Source organism: Pectobacterium atrosepticum, from assembly GCA_019056595.1.
Classification (GTDB): domain Bacteria; phylum Pseudomonadota; class Gammaproteobacteria; order Enterobacterales; family Enterobacteriaceae; genus Pectobacterium; species Pectobacterium atrosepticum.
Window position 1 is genome coordinate 3,274,650 of the sequence record CP036163.1, and the last position, 20,804, is coordinate 3,295,453.

The following is a 20,804-nucleotide window of genomic DNA, read 5'->3' on the forward strand; positions in this document are numbered from 1 at the left end:
TGTTGGCTGCGTTCACTCACCCGAATCACTTACCTGAGTAAGCTCATCGGGATTCCTTCCCTTGCCGCCTGCCTGAAACTCGAATTATTTAGGGTATAGATATTCCAACGCGAGATCCTATCTGAACGCCACACTCCCCGTTAGTTTCCCCTCTGCCTTGTCAATTTGAGATAAGAACGAATAAGACAGTTCTCATTCCTAATATTTTTATCTGATATGAAAATGTAACTAATTATTTGCATCTTTAGGTTTATCTATCATGACAAGGATTGTTCTATTTTATTTTTTATCATTAAAAATCAATAAAATAAAACCAATTACATTGGTGATTACCCTATTAATTCGTTCGCTATTCTTCGCGCTGCCTTTACCTTTCTTTGCAGTCATAGCGAATGCCGCGACATCAGCCGAGCTGCAACAGCTCGATCAGCGTCAGATCAACCAGCAGCAAATTAATCAGCAGGAACGGCAGCGTGCGCAAGAGCGACAGCTTTCACCTCAGGCACCGGATGTGCGTCTACAGGAGCCGGGGGCGTTTCTGACGCGGCTGCATTTTCCCGTGGAGATGACACCCTGCTTTCCCATCAAAAAGGTGGAATTACAGGGAACTGAGGATTTCCCCGGCTGGCTACCGTTGCAGCGGCTGGCCGATCAGGCGGTGAGCCAATGTTTGGGCGGTAAAGGCATTAACTTGTTAATGAGCGCGTTGCAAAACCGTCTGGTGAATCACGGCTATGTGACCGCACGCGTACTCGCACCCGCTCAGGATCTGAAAAGCGGTACGCTGAAGCTGGTGGTAATGGCTGGCAAGGTCGGCAAAATAACGCTGTCGCCGGACAGTGACCGTTATGTTCAGCTCTACAGCGCTATGCCTGCACGTGAAAGTGAACTGCTCGATTTGCGCGATATTGAGCAAGGGCTGGAGAATTTGCAGCGTGTGCCGACTGCGCAGGCTGATATGCAACTGGTTCCGGGAGAGAAACCGGGCGAAAGCGATATCGTCGTTGGCTATAAACAAGCAAAGCACTGGCGACTCGGTGCGACGCTGGACGATTCCGGCAACAAAAGCACAGGGCGCTATCAGGGTGGTTTGACGCTTTTCCTTGATAACCCCTTTTCACTCAGCGACACGTTCTATCTTTATGGCGGCCACGATCTGCAAGGTCGTGGCAGTAAAGGCAGCAAGAGCTATGTTGCCCATTATTCGGTGCCTTTTGGTTACTGGCAGGCCGGGATGACCGCCAGCGGTTATGACTATCACCAGACGATCGCCGGATTAAATGAAAACTATACCTATAGCGGCGAAAACGAGAGCCTCAATTTCCAGCTCAGTCGAGTATTGCATCGTAGCGGTAGCCAGAAGACGTCGGTGAGCTATGAGGTCATGACGCGCGAATCACGCAACTTTGTCAATGATACCGAGGTTGAGGTGCAGCGGCGTAAAACAGCGGGATGGCGTCTGGGTTTACAGCATCGTCACTATATTTCCCAAGCCACGCTGGATGCTGCTGTTAGCTATCAACGTGGTACTCGCTGGTTCGGTGCGCAGCCCGTTCCGGAAGAAACCAATGATGAAGGAACCGGGCTATCAAAAATCATTCAGTTCTCTTCCGAGCTGGATGTTCCGTTCGCCGTGTTTGACGAAGCTTTCCGCTACAACGTGCAATACCGCCGTCAGCTTGCGAACACCCGCCTGACTGCACAGGATCAGTTCTCCATTGGTAACCGCTGGACGGTCCGCGGCTTTGACGGCGAGCTCACGCTCAGCGCCGACGACGGCTGGCTGGTTCGTAATGAACTTGCCTGGCGCACGCCGCTTCAGAATCAGGAACTGTATCTGGGTGTGGATTACGGCGAGATCAGTAACAACAGCAAAGAAATGCTGGTTGGTAACCATTTGGCAGGTGGCGTAATCGGGGTGCGTGGCAACGTATTGAACACCGGCTATGACCTGTTTGCGGGCATTCCGCTTTCCAAGCCTGATGGCTTTGAAACTAGCCCGGCCGTCTTCGGCTTTAGCCTGAACTGGCAGTACTAAAGCATTCGTTGGAATGTGCCAGTCGTGAACCTGTTTGTTGAAAAATTTCTTTCTTTGAATGGATAACAAGAATGAATAAGCACCTGTATCGCATCGTTTTTAATCGCGCTCGCGGCGTTTTGATGGTGGTCTCTGAACTTTGCCGCGGCTGCGCCAAAGATTCCGTTCCGTCCAGCCTTGGGCCAACGCTGAGCCAGATAACAGGGCGACTTTCCCCGCTGACGTTCCTGCTACTGGGCGTGATGGGGTTTGTTACGCTTGCGCCTGTGGCACAGGCGAACATTGTGGCGGATGGCAACGCGCCCGGTAACCAGAAACCTACCGTATTACAAACTGCAAACGGGACGCCGCAGGTCAATATTCAAACGCCAAGTGCAGGCGGCGTATCGCGCAATGTCTACAGCCAGTTCGATGTGAATCAGCAGGGTGCCATCCTCAATAACTCGCGTAATCAGGTGCAAACGCAGCAAGGCGGCTGGGTTGCGGGTAACCCGTGGCTGGCTAAAGGCGAAGCGAAGATCATTCTGAACGAAGTGAATTCACGCGATCCCAGCAAATTAAACGGGTATATCGAAGTCGCAGGGAAAAAAGCGCAGGTCGTCATTGCCAACCCGTCGGGTATCACCTGTGATGGCTGTGGTTTCATCAATGCTAACCGCGCGACGCTGACGACCGGCAAGGCGATGATGGAAAACGGCCAGCTTAAGGGCTATCAGGTTGAGAAAGGCACTATTCGCGTTCAGGGGGCGGGGATGGACTCCAGCCGTCAGGATTATACCGACCTGATTGCACAGACTGTAGAGATCAACGCCGGGCTGTGGGCGAACGACCTGAAGGTGACGGCAGGACGTAATACTGTCGATGCCGAACAGCAGAACATCGAGAAAGCAGCGACGACTTCAGCGTCAACGGAACGCGCTGAGCCGAAGCTGGCAGTGGACGTGGCGCAACTCGGCGGTATGTATGCGGGCAAGATCCAGCTCATTGGTACGGAGCAAGGCGTTGGGGTACGCAATGCGGGTGCGATTGGCGCACAGGCGGGAAGCGTGACGATCTCTGCCGATGGCCGCATTGAAAACAGCGGCAGCATTAATGCCTCGCAGGATGTACAACTGGCGGGGCGTGAGCTGGATAATAGCGGTAAGGTTTACGCCCAGCGTGATGTGGGCGTCAGCACTCAGCAACAGACGGCTAACCGCGGCGTACTGGCGGCACAGCGCGATGCGACGGTGAAAGCAGCAAATATCACCAACCAGAAAGGCGCAGTACTGGGGGCGGGAATCAACAGCGACGGCTCGGTGGCGCAAACTGGCAATCTCTCTCTAACGGCCAGCCAGCGTGCAGATGCCAACGGCCAGCAACTCGCGGGTGGGGCGCTGACGATGGCTGCGGCAGAGGTGAATACCGATGGCGGCCAGACGCAGGCGACCGATGTTACGCTCAACGCCACCACCGGATCGGTTTCCAGCCGTAAAGCGAAAGTCAGTGCGGATAACCACCTTAAGGTGACGGCGGCGAAAGCCGTCAATAACGCCGAAGGCACGCTCATCGCCGGGAAAAAACTGGATGTGCAAGCCGATAGCCTGAGCGGCGACGGTCAACTGTTGTCGCTGGGTGACATGTCGCTCACCGCCGTACAGCACTTCGACAACCAGAGCGATGTGATTGCAAACGGTAAACTCGATCTCACCGTGGTGGGTGATGTTACCAACCGCCAAAAAATCCAGTCTGGTAGTGAACTGACGCTGACGGCAGCACGTCTCGATAATCAGGCCAGTGGTGAAATCAGTAGCCAAAAGACGCAATTGGTACTGTCGGATGCGTTAACCAACCGCGGCCTAATCGATGGGGGGATAACCCGTATTGATGCGGGCACGCTAAACAATATCGGCAGCGGTCGCGTCTATGGGGACTGGATCAGCCTGCAAGCACAGACGCTGAACAATGTGAACGAAGCAGGTATCGGGGCAACGATCGCCGCACGTCAGCGTCTGGATCTAGGCGTCGGCACGCTCAATAATCGTCAACACGGCCTGATTTACAGCGATGGCGTGATGGCGTTGGGACGTAATCTGGATGCAGAAGGCAGGGCGACAGGTCAGGCTGAGGCGATCAATAACCACGGCGCTACCATTGAGTCTATCGGCGATATGGCGCTATCTGCCCGCCAGATTCATAACGTTAACGATAATTTGGTGACGGAAATCGTTACCAGCGCGACCCGAGTCGATGAAGCCGTACTGCGTGGACATACTACCCGCTACAACTGGAGCGATATTTGGCTGACAGACAATAAATATGGCGTGAACACTGCGCATATGCCGGATGGGTACGCTGACGATAATTTCTATCGCTATACCTACACCCGCACGGTAAACGAAACGCGAGTGAAAGAGAGCGATCCGGGGCAGATCCTGTCTGGCGGTAATTTGTATCTGACGGCGGCGCGGATGACCAACAACGACAGCCGGGTAATTGCGGCAGGTCTATTGATTGACGGTGTGAAGGAACTGAGCAATCTTGCGACGCCGGGCGAACGTACCACCACCGATCGGGGACGTCAGGAGCGCTGGTATGCCAAGAAGAAAAAGAACTGGCGCGGGGTAACAAAAACCTCACAGGGTATTGACGGCAATAACTATGCGCCAACTGCTCAAGTCGAAACGATCGATCTAAAAGTGCACGACTGGCGTAGCCAGGCTGCATTCGACGGATCGGGTTATGCGGTGACGGCGCTGCGTGCAGGTAACGTTGGTCAGAATGTGGGTACGCCGACGGTGACGCTCCCGGGCAGTAGTTTATTTACGCTGCAACCTGCTGCAGAGAGCCACTATCTGGTGGAAACGGATGCACGTTTTACCAATCAGAAGCAGTGGCTTAGCTCTGATTATATGCTGCAAGCCTTCAGTATCGAAGGGCAAGATAAACGACTGGGCGATGGCTTCTACGAACAGCGTGAAGTACGTGAGCAGATCGCACAATTAACCGGACAACGCTATCTGGCGGGTTATAACAGCGATGAGGCTCAGTACAAGGCATTGATGGATGCGGGTATCGCATTTGGTCATCAGTTCTCGCTGACACCGGGGGTGGTACTGACACCAGAGCAGATGGCATTGCTCACCACTGACATGGTCTGGATGGTGAGAAAATCGGTGACCTTGCCAGATGGTTCCTCGCAGACGGTGCTCGTCCCACAGGTCTACTCCAAAGTCCGCTCGAATGAACAAATCGGTGCGGGTAGCCTATTGGCAGGGAATACGATCTCTGTTGGGCTGGCTGGCGGCATGCTGAACAGCGGACGTATTGCCGCGCGCGATACTCTGTTTATCTCGTCTGATGCGTTGGACAATCAGGGCGGCTCTCTGCTGGGTAAACAGGTTCAGCTACAGGTTCGTAACGATCTGAATAACGTCGGTGGCGTCATTCAGGCAGAAGACAAATTGACCGCACTGGCGGGCGGCAATATCAACAGTACCAGCACATTGAGTGGCGGTGAGGATAACCGCATTCTGGATCGCGTCGCGGGCATGTACGTTCAGAATGATAAAGGTGAACTGACGCTGGCGGCGGGCAAGGACATCAACTTGATCGGTAGCCAGGTGATTAACTCGGGCGCGGACAGCTCCACGCTGATCAGCGCGGGGAACAACTTGAACCTAGCGACGCTGACGACCACGGAAACGCTGAATAGCGACTGGGACGGCAATAATTATCGCCATTATCAGGCACGCGAAGATATCGGTAGCGACATTGTCGCCAATGGCCAGATAGCATTACGTGCGGGACAAAATCTGAATGCGACTGCGGCGTCTGTTACCGCGCAGCAGGGGCTACAAGTTCAAGCGGGCAATGACATTAACCTGGCCAGCGGTGAGTCATCCTACACGTTGACGGAACACAGCAAGCAAAGCAGTCGCGGTTTGCTCTCCGCACAGTCCAGCGAACGCCATGACAGTATTCAGCATCAATCGGCAGTGGGCAGTTCGTTCAGCGGCGAGACGGTGGCGATCGGTGCTGGCAATAATGTGCAGATCGCGGGTAGCTCCGTTGCGGGTACGCAGGATGTCGGTATTACCGCCGGACGCGATATTACCGTGACCACGGCGCAAGAGAATCATCAGGAAACACATTTAAAGGAAGAGAAAAAATCTGGCCTGATGGGTAGCGGCGGCATCGGATTTACCATCGGTCAGGCTAGCCAAAAGAGCACGACCGATACCGATGGCATGAGTGAGAAAGCCAGCATCATAGGCAGTGAAAAAGGCAACACGACGCTGCTGGCGGGTAATCAACTGACCGTGAAAGGTAGCGACGTAGTGGCCGGACAGGATGTGGCACTGCAAGGTAAGACGATAGACGTGACGGCAGCGGAGAACAGTCAGACGCAACGGCAGACCTATGAACAGAAGCAGAGTGGGTTAACGCTGGCGCTGAGTGGCACGGTTGGCGGTATGGTGAATACGGCGGTACAAACGGCGCAGACGGCTAAAGAGACGGAGGATGGCCGCCTTCAAGCTTTACAGGGTGTGAAAGCGACGCTCAGCGGCGTACAAGCGGGGCAAGCTGCGTATCTGGCGGCGCTGAAAGGTAAAGACGATCCCACAAATAACAATGTCGTGGGCGTCAGCGTCTCGCTGGGAAGCCAGTCATCGAAATCCGAGCAAACGGTGGAGCAGCGCACCGCACAAGGTAGTAGCCTGAACGCGGGTAGAAACCTGTCTCTGACCGCAACGGGTGATGATATTCGCGTGCAGGGAAGCGAGCTGCGCGCGGGTCAGGATGTGGCGCTGGATGCGGCACGTGATATCCAGCTATTGTCCGCACAGAACAGTCAGCACACGGAAGGGAGCAACAAGAGCAAAGGTGGCAGCATTGGCCTGAGCCTTGGTGTTGGCAGCGGTGGCTTTAGCCTGAGCGTGAATGCCAGCATGAATAAAGCGAAAGGCAGTGAACTGGGTGAAGGACTTAGCCACACTGAAACGCTGCTGGACGCGGGGCGTCAGGTACGGCTAAACAGCGGCCGCGATACCACATTGCAGGGTGCACAGGTCAGCGGGCAACAGATCACGGCACGCGTTGGGCGGGACTTGCTGTTGCGCAGTGAGCAGGACAGCGACGTCTACGACAGCAAACAGCAGAGCATGAGTGCAGGCGTCAGCATTCCGATTTATGGTGCGGGAACCGCGTCAGCCAATTTCAGCATGAGCAAGGACAAAATGCACAGCGACTATCGCAGTGTGCAGGAGCAGACTGGGCTGTTTGCCGGGCAGGGTGGCTACGATGTGCAGGTGGGCAACCAGACGCAGCTTGATGGCGCGGTGATTGGCTCCACGGCAGAGGCCGCGAAAAACCGATTAGACACCGGGACGCTGGGCTTTAGTGACATTGAGAACCGAGCGGAATTTGAGACCTCGCACAGCGGTGTCGGTATCAGCACCGGTGGGCCAGTTGGCATGCAGATGCTGAGTAATCTGGCATCCAACTCGCTGATAAGCGGAAATAATGACGGTAATGCGGCGAGCACCACGCGTGCGGCGGTCAGCAATGGGCAACTGGTTATCCGTGACGAAGCCAACCAGCGTCAGGATGTCGCACAGCTGAGTAACGATGTTGAACATGCAAACCAAACGCTGAGCCCGATTTTTGACAAAGAGAAAGAGCAGAAGCGTCTGCAACAAATGCAGGTGATTGCAGAAATCAGCAGTCAGGTGATAGATATTGCCGGTACGCACGGGGCAATCATTGCGACGAAAGCTGCGAAAGCGGAGGCCGACGCGAAGACTGCTGGTCTCTCTGATGCTGACAGGAAGATGGCGAGAGACGCCTTTGCGAAAGGGGACAAGCCAAACCTGAACCCGACAGAAGCCGAGATTCAGAAATACGTTTATCAGACGACGTATGACAAAGCCTATACTCAGGCATTGAACAGTTCTGGTTTTGGCATCGGTGGCCCGATCCGTCAGGGTATCATGGCGGTCTCGGCAGCGGTGCAGGGACTGGCGGGTGGTAACGTTGCGCAGGCGATAGCGGGTGCAGCGGCCCCGTATTTGGCGGCAGAAATCAAGAAAGCGACGACGGATGCAAATGATAACGTCAATATTGTCGCCAATGCGGTAGCGCACGCTGTGCTGGGCGGGATTGTGGCAGAAGCCAGCGGTAACAGTGCGCTGGCGGGTGCCGCCGGTGCCGCGACGGGTGAACTGGCTGCGCGTGTTATTGCCGACAGGTTATATCCGGGTAAAGCCATCTCGGAAATGACCGAAAGCGAAAAACAGACGGTCACGACGCTTTCGCTTCTGGCTGGCGGTCTCGCAGCCGGCACGGTGGGTGACTCAACCACCAACGCGGTAGCAGGTGCGCAGGCAAGTCAGAATGCGGTGGAGAATAATGCGCTGAGTGTGCAGGAAAACAAATCCCGTAGTCAGGAAATGGCTCAGTGTCAGGGCAGTACTACCTGCGAAAATCCCATTATTGATAAGTACAAGAAAATCAATGCCGAACAACATGAAAGTGTTGTTGGATGTACAGGTGCTAAGGACTGTGTTGATAAGGCGAATGAAGTTGGCAAGTTACAAGTTGATTATGCTAATCGCGCCAATGAGTTGTTGGAGAAAGCGCGTGTTAATGGTGGCTTAAGCACGGAAGAGCAGGACGAATTATCTATTCTCCAGGTGACTACTATCCAGCTTGAGGCGGACAGAACTGCGGCGATACATAATGCGCTGTCGTCTGGTGATTCTCCTGAGGCAAAGCAACTTGCGATAAACTCGTTGGCACAGGTTGCAGGAACTAGTGCGGCGGGTATTGCTGCGGGGATTGGTAAAAAAGGCATCAAAGAGCCGATCACGGTTAAGCCGGCAGGAAATATTTCCTCCTTTGATGCTAACGAAATTCGCTTTTCGCAGAATACCGTTTCTCACAATAAGACAGATCGAGGTACAGGTGTGAAATATACATACGATGATCTTGTTTCTAGCATGAAAAAAGATGGCTGGAAAGGCGAACCGGTTGATGTTGTAAAAATGCCTGATGGGAATATGACCAGTATGGATAATACGAGAATCAGTGCTGCGAGAGAGGCTAGTATTAAGGTAGAAGCGAATGTCAGAAACTTCAGCGATCCGTTATCAAAAGATATGATTGACTCAGGGCGTTTTGGTTCTGCCACAACGTGGGGAGAGGCCATAACAGGAAGGATTAACAACCAAAGTGGTGGGTTTAGTAAAAATAATCCTTATGGTTCATCCGATTCTCCAAGAATAACAGGTAAAGGTAAATAAATGACTGATAGAGCTATGATGTATCAAAAATATTTATACTCAGGATTTTCTTTTCCTGATAGCTTTATCAATTATGTATCCCAATCGGAATTAGAGGATATCGAACCGTGGTGGCTGTTTTGCAGTTCCTCAAATTATGTTGACTTTTGGTGTGAAAAAGTCAGAGAACTTTATCCTGAGAGAAAGTTAATTCCTTTTGCTAATTGGCGTTACTCTGATGATATTGTGTGCTTTGATGGTGAAGATACATCGGGAAACCCAAAAGTTTACTATGTTCATGCCTTTGCATCTTCTGGTTGGGAGGATAGAGGGTACACTGATGACTTTACCGAATGGCTGAAGATAGCCAGTCTTGAATCAGCCCGTAACAAAGAGGAACGGGCTGAAGATGACGTGTAATTATTCCTGAATAAACTGGTAAGGAATAGAGTTCGATAACCAAACCCCGTTAGCAGCTTGGTAGAAATAAAAGCCCTGTTCATACATAGTCAGGGCTTTTATTCTTAGTACAATCGGTTTTCCATGCCGACTTCCAACTTGAATTGCTGTCTCTTCATCGGCAGATAGATGAACATATTGTCTATCTTTTGCATTTAATCCCTGAGCACGAATTGATATTATAAATCGTGTTGCAGTTCCATGATATAAAAACTCGGGAGGGATTTTTGCTTCATACCTTATATCGACCTGTTGTGTTGAATGTCCTTGGGCTGCGCGGATACGTAATCCATCATCTGAAATCGTAAAGCGTTTTTTATCACTATTATTAACGATACTATGAATAAGATTATTGTCGAATATATAGCCTTCTTCAGCGGCACAAAGAATAAGATCGCTTATAACGACCCATCCTTCCTTGTCCAAAGATAAACCTATGGCTTCAGGTTGATGGCGTAATATGTAACTTAAAAATTTACTGATATCTGTGTTTTTTTTGCTCATGATAATAATCTCAAATGAGTCCCGGCTACTAAAGAGGCCGGTTTTTTTGTCTGCCTGTCAGAACCGCAGTTCAGTCTAAATAGCCAGTTTACCGCGCTCAACGGTCACAATCACTGGCTGTTTGGTATTAAAACCTAGGTCTTCGAAACCATTTGCCGCTGAGTTACGGGCTAGGCGGCTTTTTCCTGCTGTTGTGGTTCTTTTACTTCAGTTGTGCGGGGTTCTGATTTGAAGTCTCGTTCAGCCCTCTCAACGGCGAGAACCGAGCGGAGTTTGAGACCTCGCACAGCGGTGTCGGTATCAGCACCGGCGGGCCAGTTGGCATGCAGATGTTGAGTAATCTGGCATCCAACTCGCTGATAAGCGGAAATAATGACGGTAATGCGGCGAGCACCACGCGTGCGGCGGTCAGCAATGGGCAACTGGTTATCCGTGACGAAGCCAGCCAGCGTCAGGATGTCGCACAGCTGAGTAACGATGTTGAACATGCAAACCAGACGCTGAGCCCGATTTTTGACAAAGAGAAAGAGCAGAAGCGTCTGCAACAAATGCAGGTGATTGCAGAAATCAGCAGTCAGGTGATAGATATTGCCGGTACGCACGGGGCAATCATTGCGACGAAAGCCGCGAAAGCGGAGGCTGACGCGAAGGCTACGGGTCTCTCTGATGCTGACAGGAAGATGGCGAGAGACGCCTTTGCGAAAGGGGACAAGCCAAACCTGAACCCGACCGATGCCGAGATTCAGAAATACGTTTATCAAACGACGTATGACAAAGCCTATACTCAGGCATTGAACAGTTCTGGTTTTGGCACCGGTGGAGCCATTCGTCAGGGCATCATGGCGGTCTCGGCAGCGGTGCAGGGACTGGCGGGTGGTAACGTTGCGCAGGCGATAGCGGGTGCGGCGGCGCCGTATCTGGCGACAGAAATCAAGAAAGCGACGACGGATGCAAATGATAACGTCAATATTGTCGCCAATGCGGTAGCGCACGCTGTGCTGGGCGGGATTGTGGCGGAAGCCAGCGGCAACAGTGCGCTAGCGGGTGCTGCCGGTGCCGCGACGGGTGAGCTGGCGGCGCGTGTTATTGCTGACAGGTTATATCCGGGTAAAGCCATCTCGGAAATGACCGAAAGCGAAAAACAGACGGTCACGACGCTTTCGCTTCTGGCTGGCGGTCTTGCAGCCGGCACAGTGGGTGACTCAACCACCAACGCGGTAGCAGGTGCGCAGGCAAGTCAGAATGCGGTGGAGAATAACTTCCTGAGTACGGATGAGAACCGTCAACGCTTAAGTGAAATGTCATCCTGTGGCAGTGATAGTGCCTGTAAAGACGGGGTGACGGAGAAGTTCAAGAAAATCTCCGATGAACAAATCAAGAGTGTTGAAAATTGCTCCAGCGTTGATGTTTGTGTTGTAAAAGCCAAAGAAATGGCGGAGTTGCAGGCAGATTATGGTCAGCGAATTGAGGAACTGGGGGAAAAACTTCGGGCCAATGGCCACTTGAGTGGTGCAGATCTTGAGGAGTGGACTTATCTGCACATTGTGACGCCTGCTCTGGAAGCTGGACGTATAAAGGCGATACATAACGCACAAGCAGTGGGCGGTTCGGATGAGGCGTCACAGCTTGCTATTAATACGATTGCTCAAGCAGGGGCGACAAGTGCGGCAGGGATTATTGGAGGAACAAGTAAGGCTGGACATAACACTGGAAATGGAACTTCTCAAGTAACTACTAAGAACGTAGATCCAAGCATTCTAATTAGTAGGCAAAATAAAAATGAAATGTCGGGCTCACAAGTAAAACGTCTTGTAAAAGATATGAAAGCGAATGGCTTTGATATCAATGAACCTGTCGACGTTGCTATCGTAAATGGTAAAGCAATTATTATTGATGGCCATCATAGAGCTGAAGCAGCAGCAAAAGCCGGAATTAAAGATATACCAGTTAGAATACATGAAGTTACGAAAGAGCAAGGTGATCAACTTTTGCGTGAAGCCGCTGAAGCAAGGGTAAGGTATTGATATGATGAACGAAAGGGAAATTATCAGTTTTATCAGTCTTCAAGAGATGCTAATGAAGGCTTTCTTTATCGCTTATCCAAGCTTAAAGGACTTTGACTTCTTGCTGGACTTCCCTAAGAAAGGGACTGTTTTTGTTAATAATGATGAATGGGGTTTTGTTAAACACGGTAAAGGTATTAGGTTTTTAATAAACAGCGATCAGAAAGAGGCGGTGGTCGATGTTAACAATGTCAAAAATCCCAAATTGATAGATATATGGCGCTTATCTCAATATTTTTCATCATATGATGATCATGAGATAAAGGGGGTTTTAGATGGAATGGTTGAGTCTGGGATTTTGCAAAAAATATCAGAAAAGCAATACGAATTGATATGATTAAGTAGTCAAAGGATCCCAGTCCCTAAAAAGGCCGGGATTTTTTTGCCTGTCACTCAGCCACTGGCCGTATCACCAGTTGACCCTATTCAACGGTGATGACGACCAGTGTATCGGTCGCAAATCCTGCTGCTTCGAGCCAGTCGCCCTTGAGGTGCAGGCTGGTGCTGCGGCGATGGCGGATAAGGCTGGCCTGAAATCTTTAACAATATATGAAGAAACTACAGGCTCCGTTCTTTATTGGCAACCGGGAATGAAATCACTTAAGGCTAGGGATTAAAATGGTACTCAAATTAAGTTGGACCTTAGCGGGTAAAGGTGGAAATAAAAAATATCATCATGGGATGATATTAATCGTTGCTTGTATCTACTTAAAGACGTGGAAGGCACTTTGACTCTGGATGTAATTAACAGCGATGAAAATGAAGCTGAAATGCTGCAACTCAGGACTGAGAAAGGTTTTTACTTTATGACGTTAAGTGGAATACGAGACGATGAGTATGTTGTTAGGACATTCAATGATCTTTCTCAGCCTAATATTGAAATAATGATACTGGGAGATAACTGGCCAGCACAGCAAGTAACAAGGGATTTTAATCTTGCTGTCAGGATCTTTAAAGAGTTCTTCGATACTGGCAACGTATCAACGAATCTTCTGAATTAATACAGCAATCTCGGCCCTTCAAACAAGCCGGGATTTTTTTATCAGTCACTCAGGCGCAGGCCGTATCACCAGTTGCCCCTGCTCAACGGTGATGACGACCGGGATATCTATCTCAAATCCTGCCGCTTCCAGCCAGTGGTCCTGAAGGTGCAGGCTGGGACTTCGGCTGTAATAGCGCGTCATATCGCTGCGGTCGGCGTGACGGCGGCTGACATAGCTGATCAGGTGGAGTAATGCTTGGGATGTGGCGGGTTCTGACTTATCCACGTCGAGAACCGAGCGGAGTTTGAGACCTCGCACAGCTGAGTAACGATGTTGAACATGCAAATCAGACGCTGAGCCCGATTTTTGACAAAGAGAAAGAGCAGAAGCGTCTGCAACAAATGCAGGTGATTGCAGAAATCAGCAGTCAGGTGATAGATATTGCTGGTAACGCAAGGTAGGGGATTCTGGTTTACAGAAGTGGTGAGTGTAGCGGGTGCGTACGCTGGCGCGAAGTTGCAGAACAAAGACCCGTTGACGGCATCTATTGCAGCGGGAGTCGGTACGGCAGTTGGTGCTGGAGGTGGTAAAGTGCTTGAAGTCGGGAATAAATATTTCCCTGTAGTTTCAGATAAAACAGCCAGTATGACAGGTGCTATTGGTGGTGCCTTAGCGAGTGAAGTGGCGGGAAGCAAAGTTCAAGATAAGGCTGGTAATACAGGAGAATCTAAATGAGCTCCCTAAAACTACTATTAACTCTGCTTATAGTTTGTTCTATCACTATGATTATGGTTGTTTTTGCAGCGTGTTTGTGCGCTGCATTTTTAATCTATTTAAAAAATGGAACGTTTATTATTAGCTGGCAGGACGATGTGGTTTTTTCACTAAAAAGAGGAACAGTTGTAGGAATCACAACAGGAGTCGGAATATGGATTATGTCCCGATTCAGGGCTAGTAAAGAGAAATAAATGAGTCTAATGCTCCCGAAGTTAAGCCGGAAGCTTTAGATCTATAACATGGCCTCAATCATCGTTACGACAATAATGATTGTCTGTGCTCTTACCTACTGTTGCGCAGTGAGCAGGACAGCGACGTTTACGACAGTAAACAGCAGAGCATGAGTGCAGGCGTACTGAAGTATAAAATAGAAAAAATTTCCAATAACTGATTCCCGCAGGAATAATAATAGCTATGAGGAACTTCTCGTTAATAGGCGATGAACGCGTCTATTTTACGACGGTACCATCTTTTAATATAAACATGAGATTTCCTTTCCAGAATTCAGCCAGATAAATATTATCTAATTCAATACCGTGTCGTGCAATTTCGGCAGAGAGCCATTCTTCATCTTTTTCTATTTCACATAAATCATATTTCCTGGGTTTTCCATCTTTAATGACAATTACTGACGGCATTTCCATACCCTCACAAATGACGCTTAGTTGTCCGTTGGGTTCAATTTGCGCATAGTTTATCTTTTGGAAGGAATTGATCCCCTGAGCATGGAGCTGTGAAGCAACGTTGATAATATCTATCTTATTTTTCTTTTGCAGAATGTTTTCCATCAGGAATTGGCCTTTCTTAATGATAGGGATCGGGTCGCCAATACTGACAGAGCGGAAAAAATAAATATTCTTACTGATAGAGTTAAGAATAGAAATCAGGCTGACACCAATAAGTAGCACAATTACATATTGGTAAAGTGGAATGCTGTCGCTATAAATAACACCACCGATGATACCGCCTAATATGAAGTTGCCAATAAAGTCGACGGGGGTCATTTGCGAGAGCTGAGTTTTACCCGAAAAATTTAAATGTGTGATGACAATGGTAAAACCGATGATGAATTTTAATAACACATATCCATAATATTCCATTCTTTTCTCCGTTGCTGCCCTGACTATTTTTTCATCTTATTATGGCCTGGTACAGGCGGTGTGGTCGGTACCCGTCTATTGACTATAGCAACACTGTACGGATTGGTGAGCACTATTCACTTGTTCGCCGGATAGGGCAGGAGAAAAAAAGCCCCGGCAAGGTGCCGGGGCTGAGATGAGGAATAAGCAAAAGTTACAGCGCTGCGATGACCGCTTGCTGCTCCAGCAGTTTGGTTTTCGCTACGGCATAGCCGTCCATCTTCTCACGCTCTTTGGCGACGACCGCTTCCGGTGCGCGTGCCACAAAGCCTTCGTTAGACAGCTTACTTTCGATGCGGCCAATCTCTGCTTCGAGTTTCGCCACTTCTTTCGCCAGACGATCCAGTTCTGCCGCTTTATCGATCAGACCAGCCATTGGGATCAACAGCTCGGCACCCTCGATGAGCTTAGTGACGGAAACCGGACCTTTATCGCCCGCAGGCAGCAGCGTAATGCTTTCCAGACGCGCCAGCGTTTGGATAAAGCTGAGGTTTTCTTCCACACGACGCTGTGCTTCAGCAGTGGCATCGCGCAGTAATACTTCCAGCGGTTTGCCCGGCGCGATATTCATTTCTGCACGAATGTTACGCACGGCGATGATCGCCTGTTTGATCCATTCCAGATCGTTCAATGCCAGCGTATCTTCCTGCGCGGCATTGAACTCAGGGAAAGGCTGCAACATGATCGTGTCGTCGTTAATGCCTTTCAGCGCTTTAACGCGTAGCCAGATGGTTTCGGTAATGAACGGAATAATCGGATGTGCCAGACGCAGCAAGGCTTCCAGTACAGTAACCAGCGTGTGGCGTGTACCGCGCAGTTCCGCTTCTGAACCACCGTTCATCACTGGCTTCGTCAACTCCAGATACCAGTCGCAGAACTGGTTCCAGGTGAATTCGTACAGAATGTTGGCAGCAATATCAAAGCGATAGCCGTCCAGTGCATCGCGGTAGGCTTTCACCGTACGGTTAAATTCCGCCAGAATCCAGCGGTCAGCAAGCGATAGCTCCATTTCGCCACCGTTAAAACCGCAATCCTGATCTTCGGTGTTCATCAGCACGAAACGGCTGGCGTTCCACAGTTTGTTACAGAAGTTGCGGTAACCTTCCAGACGCTTCATATCCCAGTTGATGTCGCGGCCAGTGGAGGCTAGCGCCGCCAGCGTGAAGCGCAAAGCATCTGTACCGTGAGGCTCGATGCCGTTCGGGAATTGTTTCTCGGTGCGCTTGCGGATTTTTTCCGCCAACTGCGGCTGCATCATGTTGCCAGTGCGCTTCTCCAGCAGAGCTTCCAACGAGATGCCGTCTACCATATCCAGCGGGTCGATCACGTTCCCTTTGGATTTGGACATCTTCTGGCCTTCTTCATCACGGATCAGGCCGGTCATGTAGACGGTGTTGAATGGCACCTGCGGCTTGCCGTCTTCATCTTTGATGAAGTGCATGGTCAGCATGATCATGCGGGCAATCCAGAAGAAGATGATGTCGAAGCCGCTGACCATCACGCTGCTTGGGTGGAAGGCTTTCAGATCGGGCGTTTGCTCCGGCCAGCCCAGCGTAGAGAACGTCCACAGCCCGGATGAGAACCAGGTATCCAGCACGTCTTCATCCTGATTCAGAACGACATCGTCAGCGAGATTGTTTTCACTGCGAACTTCCGCTTCGGTACGACCGACGTAGACGTTGCCATTGGCATCGTACCAGGCTGGGATACGGTGGCCCCACCACAACTGACGGGAGATACACCAGTCCTGAATGTCACGCATCCAACTGAAGTACATGTTTTCGTACTGCTTTGGTACAAACTGGATACGGCCATCTTCCACGGCTTCCACCGCCGGTTTAGCCAGCACGGCAGCACGCACGTACCACTGGTCGGTCAGCATCGGTTCAATGACAACGCCACCACGGTCGCCGTAGGGAACGGTCAAGTCGTGCGCTTTGATCTCTTCCAGCAGGCCGAGTTCATCGAATGCGGCTACCAGCGCTTTACGTGCGGCAAAACGTTCCAGACCTTGGAAAGCCTCTGGAATTTCGCTGCTGCAAGCGGTGCTGGCTTCGCCATTGGTATCAAAAATTTCAGCGCTCTGGCGGATATCACCGTCGAACGTCAGAATGTTTACCATCGGCAACTGGTGGCGTTTACCGACTTCGTAGTCGTTGAAGTCGTGGGCTGGCGTGATCTTCACGCAGCCAGTGCCTTTTTCCATGTCGGCATGTTCGTCGCCAACGATCGGAATACGGCGGCCAATCAGTGGCAGAATCACTTCCTTGCCGATCAGATCTTTATAACGCGGATCTTCCGGGTTAACGGCAACGCCAGTATCACCCAGCATAGTTTCCGGGCGGGTAGTAGCAACGACCAGATAGTCTTTCCCTTCGGCGGTTTTCACGCCATCAGCCAGCGGATAACGCAGGTGCCACATCGATCCTTTCACGTCGCGGTTTTCTACTTCCAGATCGGAAATCGCAGTGCGCAACTTCGGATCCCAGTTCACCAGACGCTTGCCGCGGTAAATCAGGTCTTCTTTATACAGACGGACGAACACTTCTTTCACCGCGTTGGACAGGCCTTCATCCATGGTGAAGCGCTCGCGCTCCCAATCAACGGAGTTGCCCAGACGGCGCATCTGATTGGTAATATTGCCACCGGATTCGCCTTTCCATTGCCAGATTTTGTCGATAAACGCATCGCGGCCGTAATCGTGGCGAGTTTTGCCTTCTTCTGCTGCGATCTTGCGCTCAACGACCATCTGCGTAGCGATGCCAGCGTGGTCGGTGCCTGCCTGCCACAGAGTATTTTTGCCCTGCATACGCTGATAGCGGATCAACGTATCCATAATGGTTTGCTGGAAAGCATGACCCATATGCAAGCTGCCAGTGACGTTGGGCGGCGGGATCATAATGCTGAAGCTTTCTTTACTCGTGTTGCCGTGCGGCTTGAAGTAGCCTTGCTTTTCCCAGTGTTCGTAGAGCGGCTGCTCGATATCTTGCGGGTTATATTTCGTTTCCATTATGCTCAAAATTCAGTGAGTTGGCGGCGTAGCCGTGGTCAATCGGAAGCCGACGCTGCGATAGGTTTTATAGCGGTCGCGCGCCAACTGTTTCAAGGAGTCTTCGTAAGGGACAAAGTCTATCACTTCATGGAAAGCGGTGGCAAAATCTGCGAACTGCGGCAATAGGCTGATCAACAGGTCCCGTGGCGCATTGCCACGCCGCTGTGGCCATGCCAGTTCGACCGGTGCGCCGTGACGCGGCCCTTCGCCTGCCAGATTATGCGGAACGAATGCGTTGGGGTCTCTTTGCCACAGCGCCTCGTCAAGCCTAATGGCCTGCTGTTCGTCCTCGCAGGCAATCAGCACGCGCTTTCCTGCTCGCCAACGTTCTGCCGCCAGATCGCATGCCAGTGCCTCATGGGCGCTGAGCTCACCGCTTTTGCTGTCGTGTTCGAGAAGATAGAACGTTGCGTTTTTCATTGTTTACACTATTGATAAGGGCCGGAAAACCCGGCCCATTATACTCGTCATACTTCAAGTTGCATGTGCGTTGGCTGCGCTACTCGGCCCACTCGCGTGGACCTCGCCCCGTTGGGGTCGCTGCAAGCAGCGTTCAAATCTGCCTCTGGCAGATTTGTCAGTCACCCGAATCACTTACCTGAGTAAGCTCATCGGGATTCCTTCTCTTGCCGCATTATTCGGCCCTACGGCCTCACCCCTTTGGGGGCAGCGCAAGCGCTGCTCAAAAACGCCTTGCTGTTTTTGTCCTGAAACTCGAATTATTTAGAGTATATAAGAACAAAAGTAATCGCTGGCGCTGGTCATCGTCGTTGACGCGAAAGCCTTATTCTACGTCGTTCTGTCCGGCGCGGTTAAGCAGGAACTGTGATAACAGTGCGACTGGCCGGCCCGTTGCGCCTTTGGCTTTGCCGGAGCGCCAAGCGGTGCCAGCAATATCCAGATGTGCCCAGCTGTACTTGCGCGTAAAGCGCGACAGGAAGCAGCCTGCGGTAATCGCACCGCCTGGACGACCACCAATATTCGCCATATCGGCAAAATTGGACTCCAGTTGTTCCTGGAACTCGTCGGTCAGCGGCAGACGCCATGCGCGGTCGCCAGACTGCTCGGACGCGCTCAACAGCTCGTGTGCCAGTGGATTGTGGTTCGCCATCAGCCCAGTGATGTGGTGCCCCAGCGCAATCACGCACGCGCCAGTTAGCGTCGCGACGTCAATCACCACGTCCGGCTCATAACGCTCAACGTAGGTCAGCGTATCACACAATACCAGACGGCCTTCCGCATCGGTGTTCAGCACTTCTACCGTTTGGCCGGACATCGTGGTCAGCACATCACCCGGACGGTATGCGCGCCCGTCGACCATGTTTTCACAACCTGCCAGTACGCCGATGATATTCAGTGGCAGCGCAAGTTCGGCCGCCATACGCATCACGCCATAGACCGTAGCCGCGCCGCACATGTCGTATTTCATTTCGTCCATGCTGTCGGCAGGTTTGATGGAGATGCCGCCGGAATCGAACGTTAGCCCTTTACCTACCAGCACAATTGGGTGGTTTTCCGGGTTTGGATCGCCTTTATATTCGATCACGGACATCAGCGATTCATTCTGCGAGCCCTGACCGACGGCCAGATAGGCATTCATGCCCAGCTCTTTCATCTGCTCTTCGCCAATCACGCGCGTGATAGTGTTCTGGCTGTAAGTGTCGGCCAACTGACGAGCTTGAGACGCCAGATACGCGGCATTGCAGATATTCGGCGGCATGTTGCCGAGATCTTTTGCGGCTTTGATGCCCGCAGCAATAGCCAGACCGTGCTGGATAGCACGCTCGCCGCTGGTCAGCTCACGGCGCGTCGGCACGTTAAATACCATTTTGCGCAGCGGGCGGCGCAGTTCGACCTTATTGCTCTTCAATTGATCGAAGGTATACAGCGTTTCTTTCGCGGTTTCGACGGCCTGACGCACTTTCCAGTACGTGTTACGACCTTTCACGTGCAGTTCGGTCAGGAAGCAGACCGCTTCCATCGAACCGGTTTCGTTCAAGGCATTGATCGTTTTCTGAATCACCTGTTTGTACTGGCGTTCATCAAGTTCGCGCTCTTTACCGCAACCAATCAGCAGAATGCGCTCGGAAAGAATGTTAGGTACATGGTGCAAGAGCAGTGATTGCCCCACTTTGCCTTCTAATTCACCACGGCGAAGCAACGCGCTGATGTAGCCGTCGCTGATTTTATCGAGTTGTTCGGCAATAGGGGACAGACGACGCGGTTCAAACACGCCGACGACAATGCAGGCGCTGCGTTGTTTTTCTGGGCTACCGCTTTTTACGCTGAACTCCATGTACTCTCCTGAATCTTAAAGACAAAAGCGGGGGCAACGGCTAGTATGTGATACTCCGTAATACTTTCCCGCCGTTGCGTTAACATAACTTGTGTTAATCTTAACGACGTAACGAACCTGTTTTGGTGACTATAAGCAGGTTCTGATACAACAGTTCAAACGCAGTGTGTTGTAATACCGTTTTAGCTATGAGGGCTGCCAAAAATGAGTATAAATGGCGCGTTAGCGAAG

General features: G+C 51.2%; 11 protein-coding genes and 4 pseudogenes. 8 read left to right on the plus strand and 7 right to left on the minus strand.

Going from position 1 to position 20,804, the window contains the following annotated elements; all coding sequences use genetic code 11:
- The first annotated feature begins 259 nt into the window (after positions 1-259).
- The 3 genes and pseudogenes from DCX48_15590 to DCX48_15600 all read left to right on the plus strand — a co-directional run bounded on the left by DCX48_15590 (position 260) and on the right by DCX48_15600 (position 9,720).
- A complete protein-coding gene (locus DCX48_15590) occupies positions 260-2,038 on the plus strand; it encodes a ShlB/FhaC/HecB family hemolysin secretion/activation protein (protein QXE15825.1) in 1,779 nt (592 codons plus the stop codon).
- 71 nt (positions 2,039-2,109) lie between these two features.
- Positions 2,110-8,439 (plus strand): annotated as a pseudogene (locus tag DCX48_15595) (filamentous hemagglutinin N-terminal domain-containing protein).
- 897 nt (positions 8,440-9,336) lie between these two features.
- The gene (locus tag DCX48_15600; GenBank protein ID QXE17266.1) at positions 9,337-9,720 is read left to right on the plus strand and encodes an SMI1/KNR4 family protein; all 384 of its coding nucleotides are present in this window, start codon (positions 9,337-9,339) and stop codon (positions 9,718-9,720) included.
- On the opposite strand, the gene DCX48_15605 is transcribed toward DCX48_15600, so the two are convergent.
- The gene (locus tag DCX48_15605; GenBank protein ID QXE15826.1) at positions 9,721-10,263 is read right to left on the minus strand and encodes an RNA 2'-phosphotransferase; all 543 of its coding nucleotides are present in this window, start codon (positions 10,261-10,263) and stop codon (positions 9,721-9,723) included.
- 257 nt (positions 10,264-10,520) lie between these two features.
- Between DCX48_15605 and DCX48_15610 the strand changes: the two are divergent.
- Both DCX48_15610 and DCX48_15615 read left to right on the plus strand, forming a co-directional pair.
- A pseudogene (locus DCX48_15610) lies at positions 10,521-12,287 on the plus strand (filamentous hemagglutinin).
- 1 nt (position 12,288) lies between these two features.
- On the plus strand, positions 12,289-12,663 hold the full coding sequence (locus DCX48_15615; GenBank protein ID QXE15827.1) for a hypothetical protein: 375 nt from the start codon (positions 12,289-12,291) through the stop codon (positions 12,661-12,663).
- Between the two features lie 85 nt (positions 12,664-12,748).
- Here DCX48_15615 and DCX48_15620 read toward each other — a convergent pair whose 3' ends face one another.
- Positions 12,749-12,847, minus strand: coding sequence for a type I addiction module toxin, SymE family (locus DCX48_15620; protein QXE17267.1), 99 nt, complete (start codon positions 12,845-12,847; stop codon positions 12,749-12,751).
- Positions 12,848-12,944: 97 nt separating this feature from the next.
- Between DCX48_15620 and DCX48_15625 the strand changes: the two are divergent.
- Positions 12,945-13,327: pseudogene (locus DCX48_15625) on the plus strand (hypothetical protein).
- 45 nt (positions 13,328-13,372) lie between these two features.
- Here DCX48_15625 and DCX48_15630 read toward each other — a convergent pair.
- Positions 13,373-13,510 carry a type I toxin-antitoxin system SymE family toxin gene (locus tag DCX48_15630; GenBank protein ID QXE17268.1) on the minus strand — a complete coding sequence of 46 codons (138 nt, stop codon included), beginning with the start codon at positions 13,508-13,510 and terminating at the stop codon, positions 13,373-13,375.
- Between the two features lie 246 nt (positions 13,511-13,756).
- On the opposite strand from DCX48_15630, the pseudogene DCX48_15635 reads away from it, so the two are divergent.
- Positions 13,757-14,044: pseudogene (locus tag DCX48_15635) on the plus strand (hypothetical protein).
- Positions 14,041-14,277: an immunity protein gene (locus DCX48_15640; GenBank protein ID QXE15828.1), complete on the plus strand. Its 237-nt coding sequence runs from the start codon at positions 14,041-14,043 to the stop codon at positions 14,275-14,277. The pseudogene DCX48_15635 and the gene DCX48_15640 overlap by 4 nt, the downstream one beginning before the upstream one ends.
- A gap of 258 nt (positions 14,278-14,535) precedes the next feature.
- Here the strand turns inward: DCX48_15640 and DCX48_15645 are convergent, their stop codons facing one another.
- From DCX48_15645 to pepA, 4 genes are all read right to left on the minus strand, one after another.
- Positions 14,536-15,186: a DUF421 domain-containing protein gene (locus DCX48_15645; protein ID QXE15829.1), complete on the minus strand. Its 651-nt coding sequence runs from the start codon at positions 15,184-15,186 to the stop codon at positions 14,536-14,538.
- A 193-nt stretch (positions 15,187-15,379) separates the two neighbouring features.
- A complete protein-coding gene (locus tag DCX48_15650) occupies positions 15,380-18,235 on the minus strand; it encodes a valine--tRNA ligase (protein ID QXE15830.1) in 2,856 nt (951 codons plus the stop codon).
- Positions 18,236-18,247: 12 nt separating this feature from the next.
- A complete protein-coding gene (locus DCX48_15655) occupies positions 18,248-18,697 on the minus strand; it encodes a DNA polymerase III subunit chi (GenBank protein QXE15831.1) in 450 nt (149 codons plus the stop codon).
- 364 nt (positions 18,698-19,061) lie between these two features.
- The gene (pepA, locus tag DCX48_15660) at positions 19,062-20,573 is read right to left on the minus strand and encodes a leucyl aminopeptidase (GenBank protein ID QXE15832.1); all 1,512 of its coding nucleotides are present in this window, start codon (positions 20,571-20,573) and stop codon (positions 19,062-19,064) included.
- Positions 20,574-20,804: the final 231 nt, after the last annotated feature.